The 24,965-nt window shown below is 60.9% G+C and carries 14 protein-coding genes; all 14 read right to left on the minus strand.

All coding sequences use genetic code 11. The annotated features are described in order from the left end of the window. Positions 1-668: 668 nt before the first annotated feature. The 14 genes from F3J24_RS21455 to F3J24_RS21520 all read right to left on the minus strand — a co-directional run bounded on the left by F3J24_RS21455 (position 669) and on the right by F3J24_RS21520 (position 24,948). Complete coding sequence (locus F3J24_RS21455) at positions 669-1,025, minus strand: YbaN family protein (protein WP_167010521.1); 357 nt, start codon at positions 1,023-1,025, stop codon at positions 669-671. A gap of 107 nt (positions 1,026-1,132) precedes the next feature. Next, complete coding sequence (locus F3J24_RS21460; RefSeq protein WP_167010522.1) at positions 1,133-1,723, minus strand: biliverdin-producing heme oxygenase; 591 nt, start codon at positions 1,721-1,723, stop codon at positions 1,133-1,135. A 163-nt stretch (positions 1,724-1,886) separates the two neighbouring features. Next, positions 1,887-4,031 carry an HlyD family efflux transporter periplasmic adaptor subunit gene (locus tag F3J24_RS21465; protein ID WP_205244899.1) on the minus strand — a complete coding sequence of 715 codons (2,145 nt, stop codon included), beginning with the start codon at positions 4,029-4,031 and terminating at the stop codon, positions 1,887-1,889. Between the two features lie 77 nt (positions 4,032-4,108). After that, a complete protein-coding gene (locus F3J24_RS21470) occupies positions 4,109-5,509 on the minus strand; it encodes an efflux RND transporter periplasmic adaptor subunit (protein WP_167010523.1) in 1,401 nt (466 codons plus the stop codon). Continuing rightward, positions 5,506-6,303, minus strand: a complete 798-nt coding sequence (locus F3J24_RS21475; RefSeq protein WP_167010524.1) for an efflux RND transporter periplasmic adaptor subunit — start codon at positions 6,301-6,303, stop codon at positions 5,506-5,508. Before F3J24_RS21475 ends, F3J24_RS21470 begins: the two co-directional genes overlap by 4 nt. A 1-nt stretch (position 6,304) precedes the next feature. Next, a complete protein-coding gene (locus F3J24_RS21480) occupies positions 6,305-8,032 on the minus strand; it encodes a TolC family protein (protein WP_167010525.1) in 1,728 nt (575 codons plus the stop codon). 70 nt (positions 8,033-8,102) lie between these two features. Next, complete coding sequence (locus F3J24_RS21485) at positions 8,103-17,714, minus strand: S-layer family protein (RefSeq protein ID WP_167010526.1); 9,612 nt, start codon at positions 17,712-17,714, stop codon at positions 8,103-8,105. A gap of 55 nt (positions 17,715-17,769) precedes the next feature. After that, a complete protein-coding gene (locus F3J24_RS21490; protein WP_167010528.1) occupies positions 17,770-19,332 on the minus strand; it encodes a pilus assembly protein in 1,563 nt (520 codons plus the stop codon). 22 nt (positions 19,333-19,354) lie between these two features. After that, entirely contained in the window at positions 19,355-19,981 is a 627-nt protein-coding gene (locus F3J24_RS21495) for a TadE/TadG family type IV pilus assembly protein (RefSeq protein ID WP_167010530.1), read from the minus strand. Positions 19,982-19,998: 17 nt separating this feature from the next. Continuing rightward, positions 19,999-20,532: a hypothetical protein gene (locus F3J24_RS21500; protein ID WP_370527760.1), complete on the minus strand. Its 534-nt coding sequence runs from the start codon at positions 20,530-20,532 to the stop codon at positions 19,999-20,001. After that, complete coding sequence (locus F3J24_RS21505; protein WP_205244900.1) at positions 20,525-21,529, minus strand: tetratricopeptide repeat protein; 1,005 nt, start codon at positions 21,527-21,529, stop codon at positions 20,525-20,527. The genes F3J24_RS21500 and F3J24_RS21505 overlap by 8 nt, the downstream gene beginning before the upstream one ends. After that, positions 21,526-22,473, minus strand: a complete 948-nt coding sequence (locus F3J24_RS21510) for a type II secretion system F family protein (RefSeq protein ID WP_167010534.1) — start codon at positions 22,471-22,473, stop codon at positions 21,526-21,528. The genes F3J24_RS21505 and F3J24_RS21510 overlap by 4 nt, the downstream gene beginning before the upstream one ends. Positions 22,474-22,485: 12 nt before the next feature. Continuing rightward, complete coding sequence (locus F3J24_RS21515) at positions 22,486-23,469, minus strand: type II secretion system F family protein (protein ID WP_167010536.1); 984 nt, start codon at positions 23,467-23,469, stop codon at positions 22,486-22,488. Between the two features lie 30 nt (positions 23,470-23,499). Then, positions 23,500-24,948, minus strand: coding sequence for a CpaF family protein (locus F3J24_RS21520; RefSeq protein WP_205244901.1), 1,449 nt, complete (start codon positions 24,946-24,948; stop codon positions 23,500-23,502). Between the last annotated feature and the right edge of the window lie 17 nt (positions 24,949-24,965).

Consider the following 24,965-nt stretch of genomic DNA (forward strand, 5'->3'; position numbering starts at 1 on the left):
ATTCTATTGGATGGAATTTAAATTCATCACGACATTAATATTGCACTGGCAAACCAATCGCGGTAACTAACTCTTTTTTATTCGCACTGGTCAGTCGGCAGTTAAAATAACCTTGCAGTTTTTTGCTAATTTTTCTCCAAAAGGCAAGGACTGCTTCTGGCCGAATGACGATAGCCCACTCCCGTTGGCTGCCTAGTCAAAACTGGACGCTCAAGGCGCAGCCCCGAAGGGCGGTTTTGTGTTGCTGCGCTCACACGTGAACAGGCCCGGCTTCGGCCAGAAGCTGTCGTCCGGTAGGTAGCCGTGAATTGCAGGCCTAGGCTGTGGATTTAACGGTTAACTCAGCAAGGTCAATGACTGCTGCCACCAAAGCAGTCATTGCTCTGAATGTCCCGGCTTTTCATCTCAATCCGACTCACGCATTAACCTTAGCCTGCTGCTTTCTTGAGCAACAGCGCCATGAAATGTCAATGTCTTTGGGACGGTAGTGACTGAGTTTGATTTCAGTGTTTTCGTTCGCTCATCTAGGGTGGGCCGTATGCATTACCGGCATCTTCGCTGCCATGCCCATCAGAGAGCCTCTATCTATGGATAGAGGGTCAGGGAGCACTGGGAAGATGGACTGTGCATGATTGTATCATGTACCAGATTTGAGCGGCGTTCGCGAATTATGTCGGCTCAGGCCGTTTCCAAAGCCACAACTGAACGGCGGCCATGGATGCGATAGCCAACGTTACCAACCATATATGCGGAATAGTGGCAATCATCAGAATGGCACAAGCCGACATTGAAGCACTTGCGAGCCATTTTGCTTTCCGCTGGATGCGCCGGCCGTTTTGCCAGTCTCGCAACGCGGGACCAAACACCCGATGGTTTATCAGCCAGGCATGAAAGCGCGGGGAACTGCGTGCCGATGCCCAAGCTGCAAGTAACACGAATTCAGTGCTTGGTAGGCCTGGCGTGACCAGACCTAGCAAGGCGAGACCTAAACTAAGTGCGGCGATCGCTATCAGCAAAGCACGCATGACGGGTGATCTCACAGGCGCACCTACTGCGGATGCTCCAAGTGTCGCTGTGTCCGTCTCTGTAGTTGGTGTTTTTTCGTCACCAACTCTAGGGGGAAGGGAGTCCATCAGACCAATTGGAAATAGCGGGTCAATAGTGCACCGAAGCGGTCATAGGCAGCATTGGCGCCTGCAATGATGGCGTCATGTTCCTCAGGTGCAATCTGTTCGTTGTCCAGAGAACTGACGAAACGGCGCCAGACCACGGCCCGACCTTCAGGATACGCCGCCAGATTGCGGGCACCAAACTCTGCCGATAGCCCTAGTTTGGCTTGAGCGTCTTTGAACAGGAATGCTGCGCCAAGAGTCGAGCCTTCTGATACATATAGCCAGCCCAATGCTGCGGGCATCAAGACCGCTTTACTGGCGAGGGGTTCATTCGGTACTGTCATACCGAGGTCGGCCAGATCAGCCAGAGAGGCCTCCTGACGGCCGCGTACATGCAGATCGGCGACAGCGGCTTGGACTGCAGAATCGTGGAAAAGATGCTCTACGTCGCGCTGGAATAGGTATTGCGCGGTCACGAAGCAGCCATAGGCTGCACGGCTGGAGAAGGGGGCACCCTGCGCCATCAACTGGTGCATGCGTTCGTGTTGGTCGGCTGTCTCTTGCTTTAGCCTTTGGGAGAGAGCCGGACGCTGGATGAGTTCGATGGTCATAGATTCTGTGGGAAGGGGTGAGCGCTGTTTCGATGGGAGCGCCTGCAGAAAAGCCTAGTTTTTACTGCAGCCACCTGCGCCATGCACGTTAAAGATTCTTCATGTAAAGGTACTTGGCGCCACGATGCCACTGGGCACTTACGTACTAGCGCATGAGAGGATTTCAGAAGCCGCTTTCGCGCACGAGCACTGCACTGACTTGCCGCCAGGTACGATGAAGCAGACTTTCTGGTTCGCCTTCGAGCAGCGCCATTCCTCGAATGGCCTGAGTCTTGCTGTCAGCGGGCAGTGAGCCTGAGGAGGGCTGCAGGAGCACGCGGTAAACCGCTTGCTCTGGCATCCAGTCGCTGTTTTCTTCGGGCGAAGTGCCTGCGAGGGAACTGGGTGGTGCTCGAACGGCTGCAATTCCGCCTCCCAGTGGGGATGCCAACTCCGGAACTGCACGGAGCCTGCGTGTTGCGGTGGCCGATATCTCGGCCACTTTCAAGTGCCAGGCCGGGAGCAAGGGGTTCTCCGGAAGAAAACGAGCGGGGCTGCCAATTTTCAGGCGTTTCAAATCGCTTTCTGGGACATAGGCTTCAACCATTCGGGATTCCGGGGCAGCCAAAGTACCCAGCCACTCTCCCGAGCCCAGCCACTCGCCTTCTGTCATGGGGTTTGCGATGTCCACCAGTACACCGGAAAACGGCGCAAGCAGTCTCAGCTGGCTGTGCTGGCGTTCCAGTACCGCCAGGCGGTCTTCGGCGGCCTGAAGCTCACGCTGCGCCGTGGGCACAGCTGCGGCAGTCTCATGGCGCATCGCCTGGAAATCGCGCTGCCAGTGCAGTATTTCAATGCGCCGGCGCAGAGTCTGCAACTCATGCACCAGGTCGGGAGCATTCAGCTCGAAAAGTGCCTGCCCCTGGCGTACTGGTTGACCCGGCTGCACCAGTATGCGTTCCAGCTGTGCCCCCGTCGGCGAGAGCAGCCGTGCTTGCTCAGATGAGCGGCCCAGGGCTGGAGCCTGAATGCCGGTGCGCCAAGGGAGCACGACTGCGCCGAGCAGCGCGACGAGTAGTGCCATGCTGATGGCACTACGGCTGTTCCAGTGTGCGTCGCCTGTGCGCAGTCGTTGTGCCCATGTCTTGAGCTCGGTAAAGATAGGACGGATCACGAAAAAGACGATTTCTATGGAAAAGAGAGCTATGCCAAGCAACTTGAAGGCGAAGTGATAGACCAGCAGGGCAATGCCGAGAAACAGGAACAGGCGGTAGATCCACACCGCATATGCGTAGCCGACCAGCACACGTTCGCGCCACGGCGCGAACACCTCGGGGCGGTCATCGCCAAAACGGAACAGGTACTCGCGCAGCTGCCATCGGCCCAATGCAAAGGCCCGGTTCTGGAGGTTAGGCACGTTCAGCGCGTCGGACAGCAGAAAGTAGCCGTCGAACCGCATTAAGGGATTGAGGTTGACCGCCAAGGTCAACAGCCAGGTGGTGGTCGCCAGCATGAAGGCGGCGCTGCGCAGCATGCCATCGGGTAAGAAGCTCCAGGCCAAGGTGGCCCAGGCAGCCAGGGTGGTTTCCGTCAGCATGCCCGCGGCACCGATCGCCATGCGCTGACGACGACTCGCAAGACGCCAGGCCCCCGAAGTGTCGGTGTAGAGCACGGGCCACATCACCATGAAGGCGACTCCCATGCTGGCCACCCGGCAGCCGTAATGTTTGGCGACATAGGCATGGCCGGCTTCATGCAAGACCTTGGTGGCCGCCAGAGTCAGGCCGGCGATCATGGCGCCTTCCATTGAAAAGAAATGCAGGAAGGTGTGGACGAAGGCATCCCACTGCCGGGTTACAAGAAACAGGCCCAGCAAGGCGGCAGTTGCGGTGGCAAACCCAAAGCGCTTATTTAGGAAGATCTGGCGTATCGCGGGCAGAGTTCTTTCCAGCTGTGCATCGGGGCTAAGTAAGGGGATGCGGAAAAACAGATAGTGGTGTATCGCCCAGGATAGCCAGTTGCTGCTGCGGCGCGCCTGAACTTCGCGCTTAAAGCGCTCGCATGCCTGAGCGCCTTGGGACATCAGCAGGCCTTGTTGGTCCAGAAACTGGTTCAAGGCTTCCACATCCTCCGCAGTGACCTTGAGCGTAGTGTCCTGGTTGACGGCACAGGCAACTCGTGAAGGCGTGCACAAAGACCAGCGTGCCAGTATTTCGGCATCCGCCCAGCCGATCTCGAAGAACTGGTTTCGGCCCGGATCCTCCAGCGTCCATGCCGGCGAGCCGTCGTGGCCGTCTGGTGCTCTGTGCAGCAGCAGTTCCTGACGCAAAGGGGTCAAGGTAGGGCGTTTAGCAGTCTGCTCTGGGCCAATCATCTGGTTGGTGGAGGCTACGGCACGAGAGGGCATCACAGCCCCAACCAGATGCGCGCCGTCGCCAGAGGCCGGCGCAACAGATACAGCGCAAGCACTGTGCGCTCTCCATACAGTTTTGCGGTGCCTTTCAGACCAACGCGCAACTGTTCGCCCGTGCTGGCAGGATCTTGAAAGCGGGCCCGCACACGGTATGCCAGTGTTCCATCCGCAGCGGGGCTTGCTCTGTAGCTCACCCGTAGCACCGATGCCGCGATAGGCGATGAGGGCGCAGCGTTCAGGAATAGCCGCACGCTGGCATCTTGGGGAAGGTCGATGGCGTCGGCGATAGGCAGCTGAATCTCCAATTCAGTATCCTGCGGGTCGGCCACTAGCATGATGCGCTCTCCCAGCGCGACCGGCTTTCCGATCCAGTCCGAAGGGTCATCGAACAGGGCAACGCCGTCACGTTCTGCATGTAACTGAGTGCGGGCCAACGATTGAGCGTAGTAGTCAACATCCGCTGCCGCCTGGTCGCGTTTGCCTTGCAGCAATGCCAGATCGGACTTGCTGCGCGCATCGAACAGGGCTTGTTGCTGACCGCGTCGCCATTCGGCCTCCGCGACAGCCAAGGACTGGCGCGCGGATTCCAGCCGGCCTCGCAGTTCCCGGGCATCAAGTGCGGCCAGCAACTGGCCCTTCTTGACGCTCTGGTTCGGCGTGACCGCGATGCTGTCCACCACGCCTTGCAATGGGGCTCGTACGGCCTCGGGTGCGCGCGCCATCACCTCCGCCGGTGCCAGAACGGATTGGCGTATAGGCCACAGCAGGAAAGTCAGCACCAGCACGCAGGCCGCAAGCAGCTTGCGCCGTGCCGGAACTGAACGCCAATGCCTTGTTGCCGATCCCTTTGCGGATGCCGCGCGTAGCGCGCGCCAAGCATGAGCATAGGTGTCGGCTGCTAGCCCGAGAACGGTGGTTTCCGGCCCCTGCCAGGGCTCATCGCGCAACAGCAGCAAACCGGCGGAAGCGTTGGAGGCTGCACCAGATGCGCCCAAGGGCAATGGAAGCCACCATGCATGGGCGGGAAGGTACTCTGCCCAGCGTAGCGCATCGTCTCCATCGCAAGGGCGCAGCAAAGGGGCTGGGATGGTGGTTGCAGTGCCGACATGCTGGTCGAGCATCCGTGCCAGCCATTGGTTGAACGGAGCATGAGGATCGGGGACGGCCAGACCAGACAGGGCGATGATGCGCCCCTTTTGCTGGCCAGGCTCACGCAGCCACAGCGCAGCCTGTCTGTAGGGCGCCAAGGCATGGCTGTCATTAACCATCAAAAAGCCCAGCGCCGAGGCATCCGGGCAGGCTCGCACGCGCAGGCTCAGCTGGGCCAATGCCGCCAGCATGGTAGCTTGCGCAGTGTTCGAGGAGACCGCAGCGGCAGAAAGTCGGGCATTCATGGTTTGGACACAGGCGGATCGAGCTGGACATTGCCACTCATGCCAGGTAGCAGCGGTGCCACTCCCTGGGTGCGACTGTTGGTCATACGTCCTATCAGCTTGACGGACTGACTGACGGGATCCACCGATCCTGCAATGCGTGCCACGGTGGCCGCATAGGTCTGTCCGGTCTCGTCTACCGTGACTTTCATGGGATAGCCTGCCTTGAGCCAAGCCATCCAGCGTGACGGCACTATGGCTTCCACTTCGAAGGCACTGTCGTCGTAGATGCTGAGCAGCTCCTTGCCTTCAGCGACATGCTCGGCTGCGCGCACATAGGTCTCTCCGACGCGGCCAGCGAAGGGCGCATTGACAGTACAGCGGCGCACCATGACCCTTTCCACGGCGCTTTCTGCCTGCGCGACCGAGACGGCGGCGCGGGCCTGAACCAAGTCACCCTGGCTGATCGAACCCAGTGCGTTGAGTTGTTCGGCCACCTTCAGTTTCTCGCGTGCGGCGGTCTCGGCCTGGTTGGCGCGCTCTAGACGGGCTCGAGGCAGTGCGCAGTCGTAGGCAACAAGGGTGTCGCCCTGCCTGAAGCTTTGTCCCTCACGCATGGGAATGCTGCTGATCTTGGCAGCAAGCTCGCTGGAAATCACGGCATGGCGCACCGCAACCAGCTGCGCACGCATACCACCCGTGGTGGGCAAAGCCGAGGCCCTGGAACTTGGAGCCTGTGCCTGCGCCGGCACTGGGATGGTCATGGCGCTGGCGATGACTGCTGCCAGTAGAAAGGTGTGTCTGGAGTAGCGCATGTCAGTTGACCTTGACTTCTGGCGAGGTGATAGGCGTGGCTATTTCGGAAGCAGTGCCTGCGATGGAGCCCAGGTTTTCCCAGCGCTGGCCTACAACAGTACGCAGCGCGGGCAGTACAGGAGTTGTCACGGACGCAGACGGCAATTCCGGAGGGTTCGTCGATGGCTGCGCATGGAGTGCATCCATTTTTGGAACCTCGATATGCCCGCGCTCTATCAAGCGATTGGTTTGCGCGATCTCCTGGGCCAGGCCAGCGACGCTGAGGTCGGCCACGGATTGCGGCAGGGGATCAATTCCGGCAGCCTGATAGACCGTGCTCTGGGCGTTGACCAGTTCGGCGTAGCTTAGGTCGCGGGCGCGCGTCGCCAACAGGGTTTCCACACGAGCTCGCACCAGCTCAAGCTGGGTTTCCGAATTGCTGCGTGCCGCGTTTTCGGTCTGCTCCTGGATGGCATTTTGCAGCTGGCTGAGCTCCTGCGCCCGCTCGAATGCGGCAGAGGCACGCTCACGTTCCAGCCAGGCCACATGGACCTGGGTCAGCACGGTCATGCGAAGCGCCTGGCGACGTACTTCGGCCAACTGTTCGCGCGATGCACCCGCTCGCTGGATATCCGACCAGGACAGTACATTCAGTAGGTTCCAGCTCACCTGAACCCCGGCATCGGCCCAGTTGCGATGGGCAAGGTATTTGTTGCTGTCGTAGTTCAGGCCACCGAACAAAGTGGCATTCGGAAACAGGCGCAGCAACGACATGCGGGTCTCGATCACCGCATTGCGGGCCAGGTAGCTTTCCTCGCGAAGTTCTGCGCGACGCACCATTGCCAGTGTTTCCAGATCGGTCAGGGCATAAGCGAGCTTCGGTTGTTGGAGCATGCCTCCATCGGGTGCGGCCAGCTTGAACGCTGTGGCTGGAGGGAGGTTCATCAGTGCTGCCAACTTGGCCTTGGCTTGGGCTAGCTCATTGTTTAAAGCCTCGGTCTGACGCACCATGTTCAGCAGATCACGCTGATAGCGCAGTGCGACTATGGGGGCTACCAGACGCTTTTCTTGTGTCTGGCGTGCATAGTCCAGGGTCTGGCGTGCCTGTGCCAGTGTGGTGCTTACCTGATCCTTCAGCCGCTCGGCTGTCACTGCACTCCAGTAGGCTGCGCGGGTTTCGCGGATGATGTCGGCAACCACCCTGCGACGACGCTCCTCGGCGGCCATTGCCTTGTTGCTCTGGGCCTTGGCACCGAAATAGCTCAGGCCGAAGTCCAAGACATTCCAGGTGAGTTGCAGGTCGGCATTCTGGCCGTTGCGTTCCTGGCTGGTGGATGGCACCAGCGATTGCGTGCCAGTGGCCAGCGATTGGCTGGACGATCCATAGTCGTTGCTGCGCGTGCGCAGGCCGGCGCGCGCCGTCAGTTTGGGCAGCATTCCCTGCTTCTGTACGTCCACCAGATCGTCTTCCAGAGCGCGCTCCATCAATGCAAGCCGTTGCTGGAGGTTGTATTTGACGGCGCGTGCAATAGCCTCGTCGAGCGTCACTGCCGCACTGATGGGCTCCTGGGCGGCGAACATGGCACGCCGGTCACTGCTGGCTTGCTCAAGCAGGTCGGTGTTGCTCAGAGGGCCGGGTGGCGATACAGCGCAGCCTGCCAGTGCAGCGACGGCAATCAGGCTCAGAGCCCAGGTGCGGGAGGTGGCACGAGGAAGGCTGTGTGCGGACGAATGAAATAGCTGGTTCATGCTCATGATGCGGCGAAAATTGTTCGGTTGAAAGCAGTTGTTAGAGGGAGAGGCTGGCCGATTAACGGGATCACGCCTTGAAGTCCGGGCTCACGGCGTCGCTGGGCTGATTTGCCTGAGGGGTGTCATCGGCCAGCCTGGACAGAAGCGCGCGCGCCTGGGCCAGCAGGTCGGTGGCCGGACCATGGCGCAACTGCTCGGTCAGTGCGGGCTTGGCGTGGAGTGCATCCTTTGCGGGAACGCCGCCATGAATTGCTGTTCTGGCTGGATCTATGTGCACCGGCAGGCTGAGGCTTCGGCCATCGGCCGTTTTCAGCAACAGTTGCAGATCCATGCTTGCGCTTCGCATACCTGCGATGGACAGGCTGCCGCCGACCGTGTCCAAGCGCAGACCGCTCGGTAGCGCACTGCCGTCGGATGTGTGCAATTCAATCGACAACACCGCAACCCTGCTGGCGAAAAGCCCGGCAGGAAGCTTGAAGACCATGCGGTTGGCCGCCGGGTCATAGGTCCAGTGGCCGGAAACCGAGGTCTGGCGAACGGCCAGATCGGGTCCTTCAGATGTGGCCAGCACGGCCAAGGTCGAGGTGCTGCCGTCAGCCAGACGCATGCTTGCTGGTTCGCCTGGCGCATCGCTCCAGGCGGGCGGCAACAGGGAATCGAGCAGTTCGCCTGAATGGGCAAAGGTGCCAGTGGATGCAGCTTTGAGGAAGTCTTTCAGGTTCTCGTGCGCCGGGCTGGAGGTGGTCCTGTCCATGGCCAATGCACTCGACAGCGGAGCTTGCGTTGGCGTGCTGCCGTTGCTTGACGAGTCCGCAGCGGTCAGAGTTGCCGGGGCGATATATGCGAGGGCATCCACAGTCAGTGTCAGCGTTCGCGACGCCGTTTCTCCGCTAGGGTCGGTTACCACCACGATCAGGCTGTAGTCGCCCGGCGAAGCCGTGACATTGCCGCTGATGGTGCGGTTTTCGGCGTTGAAGACCAGCCCTGCGGGCAGTCCGCTGACGCTCCATGACAAGAGGTCGCCATCGCCATCGTTGAAAAGCGTGGCGGGCAAGGTCACGCTGTAGCCGCCGGTCCAGGTGGCGGCGTTGAGCTGGAAGGCCTCGTCGGTGGCGACTGGGGCTTCGTTTACAGACAGGACTTCTACTGTCGCGGTGATCGCCAGTGCGCTCGTGTCGGCTCCGCCGCCGCTGTCGGTGATGGATGTCAGAGTGATTGTGCGCAGGTTTTCGCTCGGGTTCGAGCTGTTGTTGGCGTAGGCCAGGCCGTCAATCAAAGCAGCAGCAGCGTCGGCGCTGAGGCCTGCCGCGCTGGTCACGGTCACTGTCGCGATGCCGTCTCGAGTGCTGACCTCGATGATGTAGCCGTTGACAGTGGTGGTGCCCGACACCAGAGCGATCCGAGCGCCTGCAATCGTCAATGACTCGTTGCTGCCGTCTGCCAGGCCTGCAACCGTAAGAGTCATACCTGTGATGCGCTGCTCGGCTTCGATGGTCGAGACTGCCGCGCCGCTGAACAGGCTGACGGCGGAGTCTCCCTCGGTGAAGTTCGCCTTCAGGCCGCTCGCGGTCGCGGAAGGGGCGTCGTTGACCGCAATGAGCGTGACGCTGGCAGCCACTGCCAGCGGCGCGCTGTCGGCACCGCCATGATCCGTGCCTCCGCTGTCTTGAAGGCCAGTCAGTGTGATGCTGCGTGTACCGGATGTGGGGTCGTTGCTGGTGTGGGCATAGGCGATGCCGTCCACCAGCGTTGCCGCCGTTTGCGAGGTAACACCCGCGCCGGTCGTTATCGTGATGCTGGCAGTGCCATCGGTCAAGGAGACGCTATAGGCATAGCCGCTGGTGGTTGTGCCCGAGCCGGTGGTAAGCTTAATGACAGTGCCGTCTATGGTCAGGGTTTCGTTACCGCCGTCGGTCACCCCGGCAACGGCAAGCGTCAGGCCTGTGATGGACTGACCGGCTTCGATGGTGGAAACAAGGGTGTCGCTGAATAGCGCAGTGGGTCCTGCGCCTTCGGTGTATGTGGCAGTCGCTCCCTTGGAAGTGAGTGTGGGTGCATCGTTGACTTGCGTGACGGCAAGCTCCAGTGTGACGCTGTCGCTTGAACTATAAGCATCTGCAACCGTCAGCACCAGGCTCACATTGGGGCCGGGGTCGTTGCTTGTGTTGTGATAGCTGATCTGCTGCAGAACCTGGTTGGCAATGGCCCCGCTTGCATTGCTGGTGAAGGCAATCGTGAGCCGCCCGTTCTCCACTAGAAAGCTGGCAACGACGGTGCCGTCGTGCAGCACTTGTCCGTTGTCGACACTCAAGCCATTGCCTGCGATCAGGGCGTAGCTGTCATCCGGCTGCGCGCCACCACTGCGTGTCACCGTCAAGCTCGCGCCCTGGTAGTTGCCGGTGCCGTCGTTCATGGCGTCGTGTTCGGCATCTGCCAGCGTCAGGTTACTTGCAATGAGCTGATGCCCATGCTCCTGGTAGTTGATGGCAAGACTCGGAACCAGGCCGTTTTGCAGGTTCTCCAGACTGTCGCCAGCGCTGGCGATCAAGGTGCCGTTGGCTGCCGTGCTCAGGCTGGTGACGTCTCCGATATCCGTCAGTGTTTGCAGCAATACGGTGGCAGTCGCATCACGCACGTCATAGCGGCTGATGCTTTCGCCGCTGCTGACGTACAGCGTGACACCGTCGCTGGCCAGCGCAATGGCGTGAATGTCGCTCAAGCCGCTGATGGTGCCTGTTTGCGTAAGCATGCCGTTGGCTATGCTGAAGATGCTGACCCCGCTGGCCGTGGCCACATAGATGGTGTTGCCGTCGCTGGATACCGCCAGATCCAGCGGATCGCGCAGCACCGCATTGCTGCCGTCTGCGCCGTCGCGCAGGTAGACGGCATTGCCGAGTTTGCCGTCTGAGGCTCGGCTGTAGACGATCAGCGTGTCTGCCAGCCCGGTGGCAGCAGGGTCCGTGATGACATAGACGTGCTCGCCCACCACTTCCACATCGACACCTGTGAACAGATAGGGTTCGCTGTTGGCGTTTGCGGCAATCTGCTGCACCAGGACATACTGGCCGTCTTCGTTCCAGGTGTAGACCAGCAGACCGGAGTAGTTGCCGTCCACCACATAGAGTGCTCCATCGGCGGCGACGGCAAAGTCCTGCACGCTTGTCGTTTCAAGCAGCTGCACAGATTGCAGGCTGTCATCGACAGCGGAGCGGGCGAAGATCGCGATGGCATCGCCAGTGTTGCCCAACACGTACAGGTTGCGACCGTCGGCGCTGAACTGCACATCGCTGGCGCTACTCAGTCCACTGGATACGGTTTCCCCATACACCAGTGCTCCTGTGCTCGCGTTGCGGCTGAAAATGGCGATGGCCCCCTCGCTGGAAATCGCATACAGCACGGTCCCGCTGGTGTTGAGTGCCGTGGCAATCACGTTCGTCAGGCCAGATATGTCCTTGTAGCTTTCAACCAGCACCAGGTTGTCATGGTCCGGTGTGCTGCTCAGCACGGGAGCGCTGTTGTTCTCCAGCAGCAGGCGGGCAGAGACTCTAAGTCCGGTGCTGTCGCTACCCCCATGAGCGGTACCACCGCTATCTTGCACAGCTAGGGTAAAGCCACGCTCTCCCGCCGAATAGGTTCCGCTGACATTGACATACGAGATGCCATTGATCAGCGCTGCCGCATCGGCTGCAGAGATGCCGCTTGCATTGCCCCCTGGGACGGTGGTGCCAATGATTACGGTCGCTGTGCCAGCGCTGTCCACGCTGACTGTGACGCTGTACCCGCTGGCCGTCGCTGTCGTGTCGTTCACCAGCACAATTCTGGTGCCGTCTACCGTCAGCGTCTCGTTGCGTCCATTGAGCAAGCCACTCGCAGTAACGGTGATTGCGCTGATGGACTGGCTGCTCTCAACGGTGCTGATGCGTGTGTCGAAAAACAGCGCCGCGCTGCTCCCGCTGGCTGCGTACACCGCCTGGGTGGGCGTTGACTGCAGCAGTGGTGCGTCGTTCACCGCGATGACCTCCACCGTGGCGCGGATGTCGAGCGCGCTTGTGTCGGAGCCGCCATTGGCATGGCCGCCGTTGTCGCTCAAGCTGCTCAGGGTGATCACCCTGCTGCCTTCGGTGGGGTCTTCGCTGCTGTTGGCGTAGCTGATTGCATTGACGATAGCCTGCATCTCGGCCACAGCAATACCGCTGGCGTTGGAGCTGGAAATGCTCACTACCGCGCTACCGTTTTCCAGGGTCACCGTGACGATGTGGCCATTGACTGTGGTGACCACGCTGCCATGCGTCAGTGCAACGGTCGTGCCGTCGATGCGCAAAGTCTCGTGCTGTCCATCCGCCAGGCCGGATACCGTCAGTCTCAGGCTGGCAATGGTCTGGCCGCTCTCGCCGGTGTCAATGAGGGTGCCGCTGAACAGTTCAACCGCAGTTTCATTCTCGATATAGGCCACGCTGCTGCCGGTGCCGGTCAGAGTCGGAGCAGTGTTTGCAGTTCCCAGCGTTACGGTGGCAGCAATGGCCAGCATGGCTGTATCAACGCCGCCATGACTGGTGCCTCCGTTGTCCTGTATCGTCGTCAGCGTAACCGTGCGGCTGCCACTGGTGTCGGCGTTGCTGGTGTATGTGATGTTGTCCACCAGCTTGGCAACATCCGCTACCGCCATGCCAGCGCTGCTGGTGATGCTGACCGTGGCGCTGCCCGTTTCGCTGTTGAAGCTGACGGATACGCCATAGCCGTTGGTGGTGGTGCGTGAGCCACTGCTCAGGGCAATCGTGGTTCCGTCGATGGTGAGGGACTCAACGCCTGTACTGCTGAGACCGGTGACGGTCAGCTGCAGTGCACGTATGGTTTGCGATGGCTCGCCGGCAGAGACTTGGGTGTCCTCAAAGAGCTTCACGCCGCTTGCCGCGCCGCTCACGTAAGTTGCCTCAATGGGCGTGGCGCTTAGCGATGGCGCATTGTTGATCTCGGTCACAGCCAGCTTCACATCGATGGAGCTGCTGGTGTATTCGTCACCAGCTGTGACCTGTAGTGTGATCTGGCTGCCTGGATTGTCGCTGTCGTTGCGGTAGCTGATCTGCTGCAGCACGGCGTTGGCCGTGGCGCTGCTCACATTGGCACTGAAGGTGATTGTTAGCCTGCCATTCTTGCTCTCGAAGCTTGCGATCTCGGCGCCGTCGAGTGTGAGCGATCCATTGCCCAGCGCAAGACCATTGCCGTCAGAAAACCCAAAGATGTCCAGTGGGTTGTCGCCGCCGCTTCGGGCAATTGTGATGGTGCCACCCTTGTAATTGCCTGAGCCATTTTCCAGTGAGTCGTACTCCAGATCCGACAGGGTGATGGAGGCGGCCGGCAGGATTGCTGCACCTCCTTCGGTATAGGAGGATCCGATGCCGTTGGCCTGTACGCTGCTCAGCGTAACCGTGCCAAAGAACATGTGCTTTCCGACATACACGGAGGAGCCATCGGCGCTGACCACAACTCTGGATCCGCCGCCGTTGATGCCCAGTGTGCGACCGTTTACGGGCTTTCCATCGTCGCCGATGCTGAAGATCAGCAGGTTGGAGGTTGCAGCAGACACCACATAGAGCGCTGTCCCATCTGCCGACACTGTCACTCCGTAGGCCTGCTGACCTCCGAAGAAGCTGGTCACGCCGCTGGCTTCCACATAACGCAGATCATTGGCTGCACTGTCGTAGTGCAGTGTCGTCAGGTAGCCGTTGGTTGTGACCAGATAGATGTAGCCATCCGCCGAGACCGTCATCGAAACGGCACCGGAGAAGGCGTTGTTGCTGGGCATGGTGAAGACTTCACCACTTGCCCCCGATGCGTCGGTGTAGGTCAGCGTGGCGTTGCTGCGTATCAGCTGGCCCGAATAGCTCAGAAGGCCGTCGTCGGCAATACGGTAGAGCGTCAAGCGGGACCCGGAAAGGACATAGGCCGTATCGCCTTCAACCCGCATCGTCACGGCGGTGCCAAAGCTGCTGTCGGGGGCGTAGGTGCCCAGCATGCTGAATTTCCCATCACTTCCCGCGCTGTAGACATATATCCGGTTAGCGGAGAGTGCATAAAGTGCACCGCTTGTCTCGTCTACGCTGACATGCAGAATTTTCTCGGCAAGATTGTCGGAATGGCCCAGATAGCTCAATGTGCCATCGTCATTGACATTGAACGCGACCAGTGCGTGGCTGTTGGCATTGCCGGTGCTGTTGTAGCCGGTCAGGAACAGTTGCTTGCCATCTGCAGAGTAGGTCACGGAGGTAACGTTCTGCAGGCCATCGACCTCGATGACGCTGGTGTTCGGGTCGTCCGACGCTCCTTGCTTGAATACCTGGAGCAAGGTTAGCGCTCCGGTGGCGGTGTCTCGGCGGTAGATGTTTAGGAAGTGGTCGCCGTTGCCGTTGTTGCCAGTGCTGCTGGCCACGGTCAGGATGGTTTCATCGCCAGACAGAACCAAGCCGTTGATGTAGGTGCCGTTGGCGCCGTAGCCGCTCAAGCTACCGTTGGCATAAACCAGTGAGCTGGCATCGGCGCTGAGACCGGGCGCGTGGTTGGCAGCTTCAGCAGATCCTATGACGCGTAGCGTCAGCTCGGCCTGAGCGGTCTTGCCAGCGCTATCCGTCGCGGTGACGGTCAGGAGGTAGTTTCCCACGGCGCTGGCGGCTCCGGTAATGGTAAGGGTCGCAGCATCGAAGCTCAGCCCTTGCGGCAATCCCGAAACGCTCCAGCTCAGCGTATCGCCATAGACGGCATCAGCGTCGGTGAACAGCTTGCTGTCAAGAGTGAGGTTGCCGTACTGGCTCTCGGTGAAAGAGCTCAGAGTGGTGCTGATATCCGCATTGACTTCGGGCGCCCGATTGGCGATCTGAACCACGTCCAGGGCCAGCTCGACGCTGGCACGGTGACCGCTCGCATCGGTGACGCTGACCAGTAGGGTGAAAGTGCCGGTTTGCGACGTGATGCCGGAGATGGTCCGTGTCTGCGCATTGAAAGTCAGTCCCTGGGGAAGGCCGCTGACGGTCCAGGTCAGCACGTCGCCGTCGAGGTCTCCGAACAGTCCTGAGAACAAGGTGAAGCTGTATGCGCTGTCGCTTGTCACATTGCGCAACAGGTAGCCGGTGGCGACGTCTGTGTCCAGGGTGGGCAGAGTGTTCACGCGTAAGGTGATCGTTTGCGTTTCGCTGGTCAGCATTCCATCGCTGGCTTGGAGGCTCAGGGTGATCAGAGTGCCAGCTGTGCCAGGATCAGCATTGGTATACGTGATCTGCTGCAGAACCTGGTTGGCCACGGCTGTGCTGGTGGCTGCCGTGAAGGTCACAGTCAGTGTGCCATCGGCCGCGGTCGCGAACGTAGCGATGGCGGCATCGTTGTAGAGGATGGTGCCGGCGCTCAGCTTCAGGCCGCTACTTTCGATCAGCGAAAAGGCTCCACTGGCAACACTGGGCGTGATGACGATGCTGGCTCCGTTGTAGTCGCCGCTGTGATTGGAGAGCTCGTCTGAGTTGGCATCCGAGAGCGTCAGCCGGTCGGCGAACGTCAGGCTGTCACCGAGGGTGAGGCTTCGCGCCAGGCTATAGCGGGTGATGCCTTCACCATTGGCAACGATAAGAGAGAGGCCATCGCGGGACAGTGACATGTCGCCGCTGGCAATGCCCACGACGCTGCCCTGCAGAGTCAGTCGGCTGCCAGAGACTGCATAGACACTTGCGGTGCCGTCATCCGTGACGACGTATAAGGCCTTGCCGTCGTCACTGAGGCTGATGCTGGCTGCATTCTCGGCCTGGCCGCTCAGGGCGATGGAGTTGACCGGGCTGAGGAAGCCTGAGGTCGTGTTCAGCTGGTACACATCCAGCGTGCCGGAACCATGTGCGCTGACATATACGTACAACCCGTCTGCTGATACTGCAATCGGGTCTGAGGTGCTGCCCCAGTCGGTTTCGGCATTGAGCTTGGTGACGTTGTCGAGAACCGTCCATTTGCCATCGCTGTTGCGTTGATAGACCTCCAGCGTGCGGTTATCCCAGAGGCTGCCGCCATTGTTGACGACATAAAGGTAGTTGCCAGCCTGAATGATGGTGGTTTGCCGGATGGCGTCGTTAATGGCTTGGACGGGCTGCAGTTCATATGAACCACCATCGAGCAACACGCTCTGGGCATAGCTGTCGACCTTCAGCGCCATGACCACGCTTGTGCTGTCGCTGGTCTGAAAGCTGATCTGATTCAGTACCCTGTTGACCATCCTGGTGCTGACCTCGGCGGTGAAACTGATGTTCAGGGTGCCGTCAGCGACGGTGAATGTGGCGATTGATTTCTCGCTGCCCGAATAATCGTCATAGAAGATCTCGCCGTCACGGTAGCTCAGCGTGCCGCTGCTGCGGTCTTGTTCGTCGTAGTAGTAGAGGGTGGCAAAGCTGTAGCCGTCCTTGATATTGGCCCCGCTGCTGCGCGCGATGCTGACGCTTGCGCCGCTGTAGTTGCCAGCGCCGCCATTGAGGGCATCGTAGGCCGTACCAGAAACGGTGATGCTGGGGAGATGCTGCGAGACGAGCAGCCTGCCGGTGGTGGTGTCGCGGGCGTAGATTTGCACGGCCCGCTGGTTGTCACCCCCATCTGCATAGAGCTGGGAGCCGTCGGCCGAGATCGCCAGACTGCCGGAGGAGTTCGAACTCACGGCATAGGTGCCCACATGGCTGAGCGTGCCGTTGGCGTTGATGCTCATCTCCACCAACTGGCCGTTGGTTGAGAGACTGTAGAGAGATTTCCCGTCGCTGCTGGCAATCAGGGTCTCGACGCTGCCCAGGTTGGCGACCGAGATGCTGTCGATCAGCGCCAGGCGGCCTGTGGCATCGACCGAGAAGGTCGCAAAAGTGCCGGCACCAGCGGAGTACGCATATTTCCCGTTCGTTGAATATGTCACCTGATCGGCGCCCGGCAAACCTTTGCTGCCATCAAAAGTCTCAGCCGCTTCCAACGTGGGCTGCGTTGTGAGACCTGGCGCAACCGGCAGATCGCTGTCGCGCGTGATATGGATGGTGGAGGTAATACGTCCTTCAGCAGCTGCGCCGCTGGTGTCGTCCAGTTTGAGGCTGACGGACAGATCGCCAGTGGCGACGCCGAGGTCCTGGGCCTGGTAGGCGATGCTGTCGATCAATGCGGCTGCCCCTTCGGAGGTGCGGGCCACGGGGAGATTCGACGAGTTGATGGCGACGACGATGGTGGTCGTGTTGCCGCTGACAGAGACGGTATAGGTGTAGAAGCTGTTTGCCGTGGTGCCCGGCAACTCGGTACTTTGCAGAGCTATGGTCGTGCCGTCCACCACCAGTGCGTGCGAGGCACCGGTGGCGCTGACGGTGATGGTCAGATCGCGTAGCGGGCGGCTGATGAGTTCGCCGGTCTCCTCGTCGATATTGGTTTCATCCTCACCCCAGATGGAGTTGGGCTCCACACTGACATCGTTGAATAGATCGATGGCTGGGAACTCGTCGTTGGTGTCAGTCACGGTCAGGTTCATGTCCACCGGCGTTGCGGAGAAGCCTGGGCTGTCCCAGTCCGCTGCCTCGCTGGATTGCTGAGCGACTTCTTTGGCCGTCTCTACTACGGCGGCATCCAGCAGGATGCGTGGCTCCAGGGCCAGGGCGCGGAAGGGTCGAAGCTGGGAGCGAGGACGGAGGGTCATGACGATGGCGGAAGAAGTAAAAAGGTGGGCGAGCGATGAGGCGAGCGTGGGAAGATCACTCGATCAACTTGACGTAGGAGCTGGCTTGGCGCACTTCGGTGACGATTTGTTCCAGGCGTTCTTCAAAGCGCCCTTCAGCGGTGGCGAAGTCACGCCCGTTGTAGTAAGTGAGGTCGGTGCTCTTGACGGCGCAGTTCTGCAGTCCTGCTCCGGCAATGCGGCGAAACGCGGATGCGCTGGCCACTTGATCGCCGTCGTCATCTTTGGCCTCGTCGTTGCCGACGGTGATGAAGAAGACGCGCACTTCCTTGTCACGCAGGCTGCTGCACAGATTGGCGAAGCGGCGAGTGATGATGCCCTCGTCCCTGCATTCGCTGCCATTGGCGGGGCAGCCGTTGGTGGGCTTACCCACGTAGCTGTTGTAGCTGTCCGTGTCGAACCACAGCATGTCGGTGGAGTTGACGAGAAACACAATAGCTTTGTAGCTGTTGCCGCCGTCGGGCTGGAATTTCCGGGGCAGCTCGTCGTTCAGTCCCCAGCCTGCGCCACCCTGAAACGCCGGCGACAGGGCTGCAGCCGCCCAGCCCAGTGCGATGGCGTAGTTGGTGTTGAAGCGGGTGGACATGATGTCCAACCGGTCGTTGATCTTGTTCAGATCGTTGGTCAGCGGAAGCAGGGCTGCGTGGGGGCAGCCGCGGTCGGCGGTCATCCAGCGGGTATCGTTGACGCCGGTGGCCTGGCCGAAGTCGGGGTTGGGCCCGCGCCAGCTGATGGGAGGAGCGCCCGGGCTGCCGTTGATAGGTAGATCGTGACGATAGTGGATCTGATACTGGCCGGCTGGTCCCTGGGTCCAGAAGTAGTTCTCTCCCATATTCAGGCCTCGATAGACACAAAGCAGGTTGGCGCGGCGATCGGGAATGCGGTTATCTGCCAGGCTGGCGTAGCCGCTGCGAAAAAGTGAGGTCAGCTCCACAGGAGTTAGCGCACCCGCCAGAGCCCATTGGCGAATGCGGTTGGGCTGGTTGGCGTCGTAGACATTGACGGATTGGCTGTAGGGAACCAGAGACAGATAGGCACTGTCCCGCCCTTCGATAAGATCCCGGGCAAAGGTCTTGCCGAGGCGTCGCAGCGCTTGCAGGTTGCCGGCGTCCTCGCTCAAGGTGTTGGGTAATGCTAGGGCGACTTCCAGCGTTTTCTGCAGTGCCGCTGCGGCAGACTGGACGCCGACATCTTGAGGTCCGGAGCCCTGAAGCAGGGTGGACGCTTCAAAGGTGGCTTTGACGCGCACAGCAGGATCCGCATTGCTGCCATAGCTGAAGGCTTCGGTAGTGATGCGCAGTTGGCGGCCGGTCTGGGAAAAGTCCATGCCCAGATTGGCATTGACGTACTTCTCAGCAATGGCCTGGATATTGGCGCTACTGTTGGCGGCATAGGCCTGTGCAGCGGCGAGTGCTGCCGCATCGGTGGCACGCTTGAGCTGCGCTGCACCGGCTGTCGTGCGAGTGCTGTCGGTGCCGTAGGCGGCCAGGGCAACCACTGCGGTGATTAGCAACAGCATGAGCACGGCGGCTGCGCCTTGTTGTCGGCCTTGATTCGTCAGAGAGGGAGAAATGTGCATGGGGGCAGGCTCGGGGCGGTCTTCATTGGCTGCTGTCGGAATAAGCCAGTCCGCTGGCTTTGCTCTCGTTCTGAAGCGCCTCGTCGAGCGTGATATCGACGGTGCCAGCGCGGTAAATGGCGGTGGTGTCGAGCAGTGAGGGAATTACGATTCCACTGCTCAATAGGATGCTGCTGGCATCGCGGCAGGCGCGTACTACCACCATGGATAAGGTGCTGGCATCATTGCTGCCGGAGTTGCCGGCATCGCTTGCCGGTGGATCTTCAGGCAGGGCACCGGTGTATCGTCCTTGCATGGCCTGCGCCTGACACAGACCGTCGGCTCCGCCTCGGCGCAGAGCCCAGTTGACACGCCCAGACTGCCGCACGCTGAGGATCAGCAGTTGCTGGCTGGACTCGTGACCTTGCATAGCAGCAGCGGACAGCGCATTGAGGCCCGCGGCACTAAGTTCTGGCTGCGCAGCCAGGTTGACCGCCATGGCACCCGCCGCATTCTCGAGCCGAATTCGCTCGGTTTGGATGCGCTGCATATCTGCACCCAGCAAACCGACGCCCAGCAGAATGGGCAGTGCCAGGGCTGCTTCCACTGCCACTGAGGCATGGTCGGTGCTTCCAAAGCGTGCAAGGCTGTTGCGGATGCTGTCAGCCAAATGCCGCGGCCACGAAATCATTGCCCGGCCTCCGTGGAGCGGGCTGGCAGATAGGCCAGCACCTGCTGATAGCGGTAGCGGAACGCATTGCTGTCCATGCCCAGCAGACGCGGCAAGGGCGTGATGAAATCCTTGCGGATATCGACCGAGATGCGCCACGAAGGGACACCGGAGTTGGCTCCGGCGCTGTTCTCCTGGGCTGCGGCATTGCCGCCCCCCATGGCGTCCAGCGTGGCATAGGGTTCTATGTCGATGGTCGCGATATTGTCTTCATTGAGGTAGTTGTGCGAAGCCAGCGCCATGCGCGTGCGCAGCAAGGCCTGCATGTCCTGGCCCTGCTGCAGGGTCTCGACGCCGTCGTGGCGAAACTTCTGGATTGCGCGCTCTAGCGCGCTGGCCCCCATATTGATGGTCAGGCCGATATTGGCCAACTCCATGAACATCATGGCTGCGGCAATGATCACGGGCAGCACATATGCTGCCTCGACGGCCAGGGCTCCGCGGGCCCGCTTTGCGGGCAGGCGCGGCAAGAAATGTCTGCGTTCAGCCACGATCGGCCTTGTCGCGCAGGGGCAGCCATTGGCGGCTGGCAGCCAGAAGTTCTTCCGCTACCGGGCTTCCAGCACGGATGCGTGTGCGCCGGGTTGCAAAATCGGCCAGTGCCTGACGGGCGTGTTCCTCGTCCATCAGGGCGGACAGCGAACGGGTTGCGCGATCATCCTGTCCTTGCAGCCACTGGGCGAAGGCCAGGTTCAGTTGCAGCGAAGCCCACAAGGGAGTCTGGCGGCTTTGTGTCGCCTGGAGCAGCAACTGCACGGCCTTGGCTGCATCGCCGTTCGCCAGTTGGGACAAGGCCAGATTGTTGAGCACGCGCAGGTCGGCGGGGTCTATGTCATTGGCTCGCTGTAGCAGCGCCCGAGCTTGCTCATGCTCTCTGCGTGCATCAAGCAGAACGCCCTTGGCATTCAGGGCAACCACATCGTCGGGTTTGACCGCGAGGGTGCAATCGAAATCAGCAAGAGCCGCATCGGTCTGGCTCAAGGCCATGCGGGCCCTACCCAGGCCGTTGCAAAGGGTGGCAGTGGCATCGGGCGTGAGGCTGATGGCTGCTTCGCGCAGGGCGCGCCGAGCGCGACCATAGAGGGCCAGGCTGTCTTGCGGGGCTTGGAAACGCGCCGCTACGCTGGCGTACTCAAGCAGCTCCAGTGGCTGCAGGCTGCCGCGCTGCTCCAACTGAGCATAGATCTCGGCAGCGCCTTCGTAACGGGCCTGGTCGCGCATCAGTCTGGCCAGTTGCAGTCCGTCTGAGGAGGGGTTCTTTACACTGCGCGGCAGCGCCGGTGCGGTGGCTGCGGTGCTGGTGGGCGTGGACTTGGCGGCGACGTTGCGCGTTGCCGGGCCTGATCCGGACTCGGCGCGGATGGTCAGGCCGCCGCAGGCCGAAAGCAGGGAACTCAGGGCCACCAGCATCACTATGCGGGCATGTTGGCCGGGGAAATGCTGTAGGGAGAAGCGGCGCATGGCGGTGGAGCAGGGAGTCGAGTTCATTGCATCAAGGAGCGGACGACGCGCATCAGCGCGGGGGTCGCGACGATGGCCACGACAGGGGGCAGAATCAGTGTCATCAGCGGAACGCTGAGCTGGGCGGGCAGCTTGCCGGCCTTTTCTTCGAGTTCGAGGATCAGGCGGCTGCGGCTTTCCTCTGCGATGGTGCGCAGCGCCTGTGCCAGTGGTGTGCCATAGCGTTCAGCCTGAATCAGCGAGCCGACCATGCTTTCGACGGTAGGTACACGGGTGCGGTCAGCCAGGTGGCGCAGGGCCGCAGCACGGTCGGGGAGCAACTGAAGTTCGGCGCTGGTGTAGGCAAGCTCGTCGGCCATGATGGGGGCGCTCAGGCCCAGCTCGCGCGAAACGGTCTTCAGGATGCGCGGGAAGGGCAGCCCGGCCTCGGCGCAAATCACCATCAGATCCAGCGCATCGGGCATGCTGCGTGAAAGCGCTTCGTGGCGGCGAGCGGCGCGCACCTTGACCATCAGCTCAGGCAAAGTCGTCCCGGCGAACAGGGCGATGAGACCTACGGCCAGGCCGGTCAGACCGGTGCGGCTCTGGGGGCCGAGCAGCAGAAACAGCGCCGCAAGGCAAAACAGCAGACCGCTGCTGTATTTGGCGGCCATGAGCAGGCCCAAGGCCTCTGGGCGGCGCCAACCCGCCTGGGCAAGCAGGCGTTCACCCGTTTGGCGGTCCTGCGCCGTACCGGCCACTCGAAGGCCATGGGATGCAACAGCGCGCAGCATTGGTGGTAACGGTGCATGGTGGTCCTGGGCAATGGCTGCCGTGGCCTGAGCAGCATTGGCAGCGGGCTTGCTGCCAAGGCGTTCGTGCAATGGGTTGCCACGGGCCTCGGCTCGCAGCAACCACAGCATCAGGCACAGGCCTGCGATGAACACCGCGAATAGCAGAATCAATGAAAAATCGAGGGAGTGAGATGTCATGGCAGGTGGGCTTCAGCGAATGCGCTTGACCATCAGATGGGTGATCAGAAGACCCAGTCCCACGCTCACGGCTGCATAGGTCATGACCTTGGTGCCAGCCGGATCATTGAACATGAAGCGGAAATCCTCGGGGGAATTTGCATACATGTAGAGCAGCACGCCGGGTACTAGTAGCGCCACGATCTTGGCCGAGGCACGCGCTTCGGAGGTCTTCGCCTGGACCTTCATGCCCAGTTCGGCACGGGAGCGCAGCGTGATGGCCAGGCGCTCCAGCGTATCGCCCAGACGACCACCCGATTCCTGGCTGATGATCAGGATTACGGCAAAGAAGCGGTACTCGGCCAGCGGCACGCGATCGGCCGATTGCTGCATGGCTTGCTTGAGCGAAACCCCCAGCTTCAGCCAGTGCTCAATCTGTTGCAGCTCGGACGCCAAAGGTCCCTGAAGGTGGTCGGCGGCGATGCCAAAGGCGCTTTGCAGGGGGACGCCAGAACGGCAGATGCGCGTGATAGCGTCAATGGCTTCGGGCAGGGCGCGTGCCAGGGCTGCGAGATGCTTGGTCATGGAATTTTGGTAGGCCCAGGCACTTGCAATCAGCCAAAGTAGTGGGCTGCTGACGAGTGCAAGAGCCAGCGAAGTGCCGGTCATACGTGCCAGCACCAGTCCTGCAATCAATGCGCCACAAGCGCTGAACAGCAGGCGCGGGCGCAGATTGCTCCACCAGCCCAGTGCTGTCAGACCCGCACGCAAGCGCTCAAGGCGGCGGCCCATCGAAGGCCATGCGGGGAGCAGCTTCGGGACGTTTGGAAGAGCGATCGAGTCAGCTGCGGCCAAAATGGCGGCAGGCATCGAGGTTTCGCGCTGAAGCTGACGGCGCAATTGCTCAAGCCGCTGCGTGACGGCTTCCTCCCGACGCTGGCGACGGCTCAGTGTTCGTACGGTATAGAAAAGCACCAGCGTAAGAAGAAAGATAAGCAGGGTGAACAGATCGAGCATGGGCGGCAATCGGTGCGTTGCAGGGACGAATCAGACCAGGGCCTGGTCGAACAGGTGGGCCTTTTCTGTGTAGAAGTTAGGCCGCAGTCCTGATCCCAGGTGCTCTCCTATCACCTGGCCAGCCGGTGCGCCAGGACGGGTGCGGAAGGCAAACAGTTCCTGGGTTTGAATCACTTCCTCCTCCATGCCGCAGACCTCGACGATGGAGACTAGGCGTCGTCCGCCATCGCGCATGCGCTCGATCTGAACGATGAGGTCGACTGCGCTGGCAATCTGGCGGCGGATGGCGGCCAGCGGTAGCTGCATATTGGCCATCATCACCATGTTCTCCAGACGCGACAGCGCATCGCGAGGCGTGTTGGCATGCACGGTGCAAAGCGATCCGTCATGGCCGGTGTTCATGGCCTGGAGCATGTCAAAGCACTCGCCGCCGCGCACCTCACCGAGAATGATGCGATCGGGTCGCATGCGCAGCGCGTTCTTGAGTAGATCACGCTGGTCGATGCGGCCTGTGCCTTCCGCACTCTCTGGGCGTGTCTCCAGACGCACTACATGGATCTGCTGCAACTGCAGCTCTGCCGCATCTTCGATGGTGACGATGCGTTCGTCCGTGCTGATGCGCTGGGAGAGCGCATTGAGCAGTGTGGTCTTGCCTGCACCGGTACCGCCCGAGACGATTACGTTCAGGCGGGCTTCCATGGCGCGGCGCAGCAGCACGGCCATGTCCATGGACATGGCGCCGCGTTCGGCCAATGATTCCAGTGACAAGTCACGTCGCATGAACTTGCGGATGGAGATGGTAGTTCCGTCCAGTGCCAGCGGGTGCGTGATGACGTTCACTCGGCTGCCATCGGGCAGTCGGGCATCGACCATGGGGTTGGCTTCGTCGATACGACGGCCGACGCGCGCTGCGATGCGCTGCGCGGTGTTGAAGACGTGTTCTTCGTCGATAAAGGTGATCGGGGTCAGCTCCAGTTTGCCAAAGCGTTCGACAAAGATCTGGCCGGCGCCGTTGACCAGGATGTCGTTGACGCTGTCGTCACCGAGCAGCGGCTCGATAGGCCCGACACCGACCATCTCGTCCAGCATTTGGCGTGCAATGGTGTGCTCGTCCTGGCTCGCAAGCTGAAGACGTTGCTCGTCGCAGATGCGACGAATCAGTGCGTCGATCTGGGTTTGAAGCTGCTCCCTTGGCATAGCCGCGGCCTTGAGCGGATCGATCTGCTCGAACAGCACATCACGGATGATGCGGCGATGGCTCGACTGCTCGCCTGTCAGCGTTTGTGGTTGAGCTGCGGGCGGTGCGGTAGTGCGTCGGCTTGCTGCGGGTTCTGCTGCGCGTGCGCCGGGCTGCTGCACCGGCGCCGGCGAAGCGGCAGTCGAAGGCCGTGCGCTGGGTTGGGCTGCGGCATGGGAAAGCGGAGGCGGTTGTGAGGCGAGCGGGCTGGTGGTTGCGGGCGTCTTGCGAAGCAGCATCATGGTGATAGACCCATCAG

This window comes from Comamonas sp. Tr-654, assembly GCF_011752915.1.
Classification (GTDB): Bacteria; Pseudomonadota; Gammaproteobacteria; order Burkholderiales; family Burkholderiaceae_C; genus Comamonas.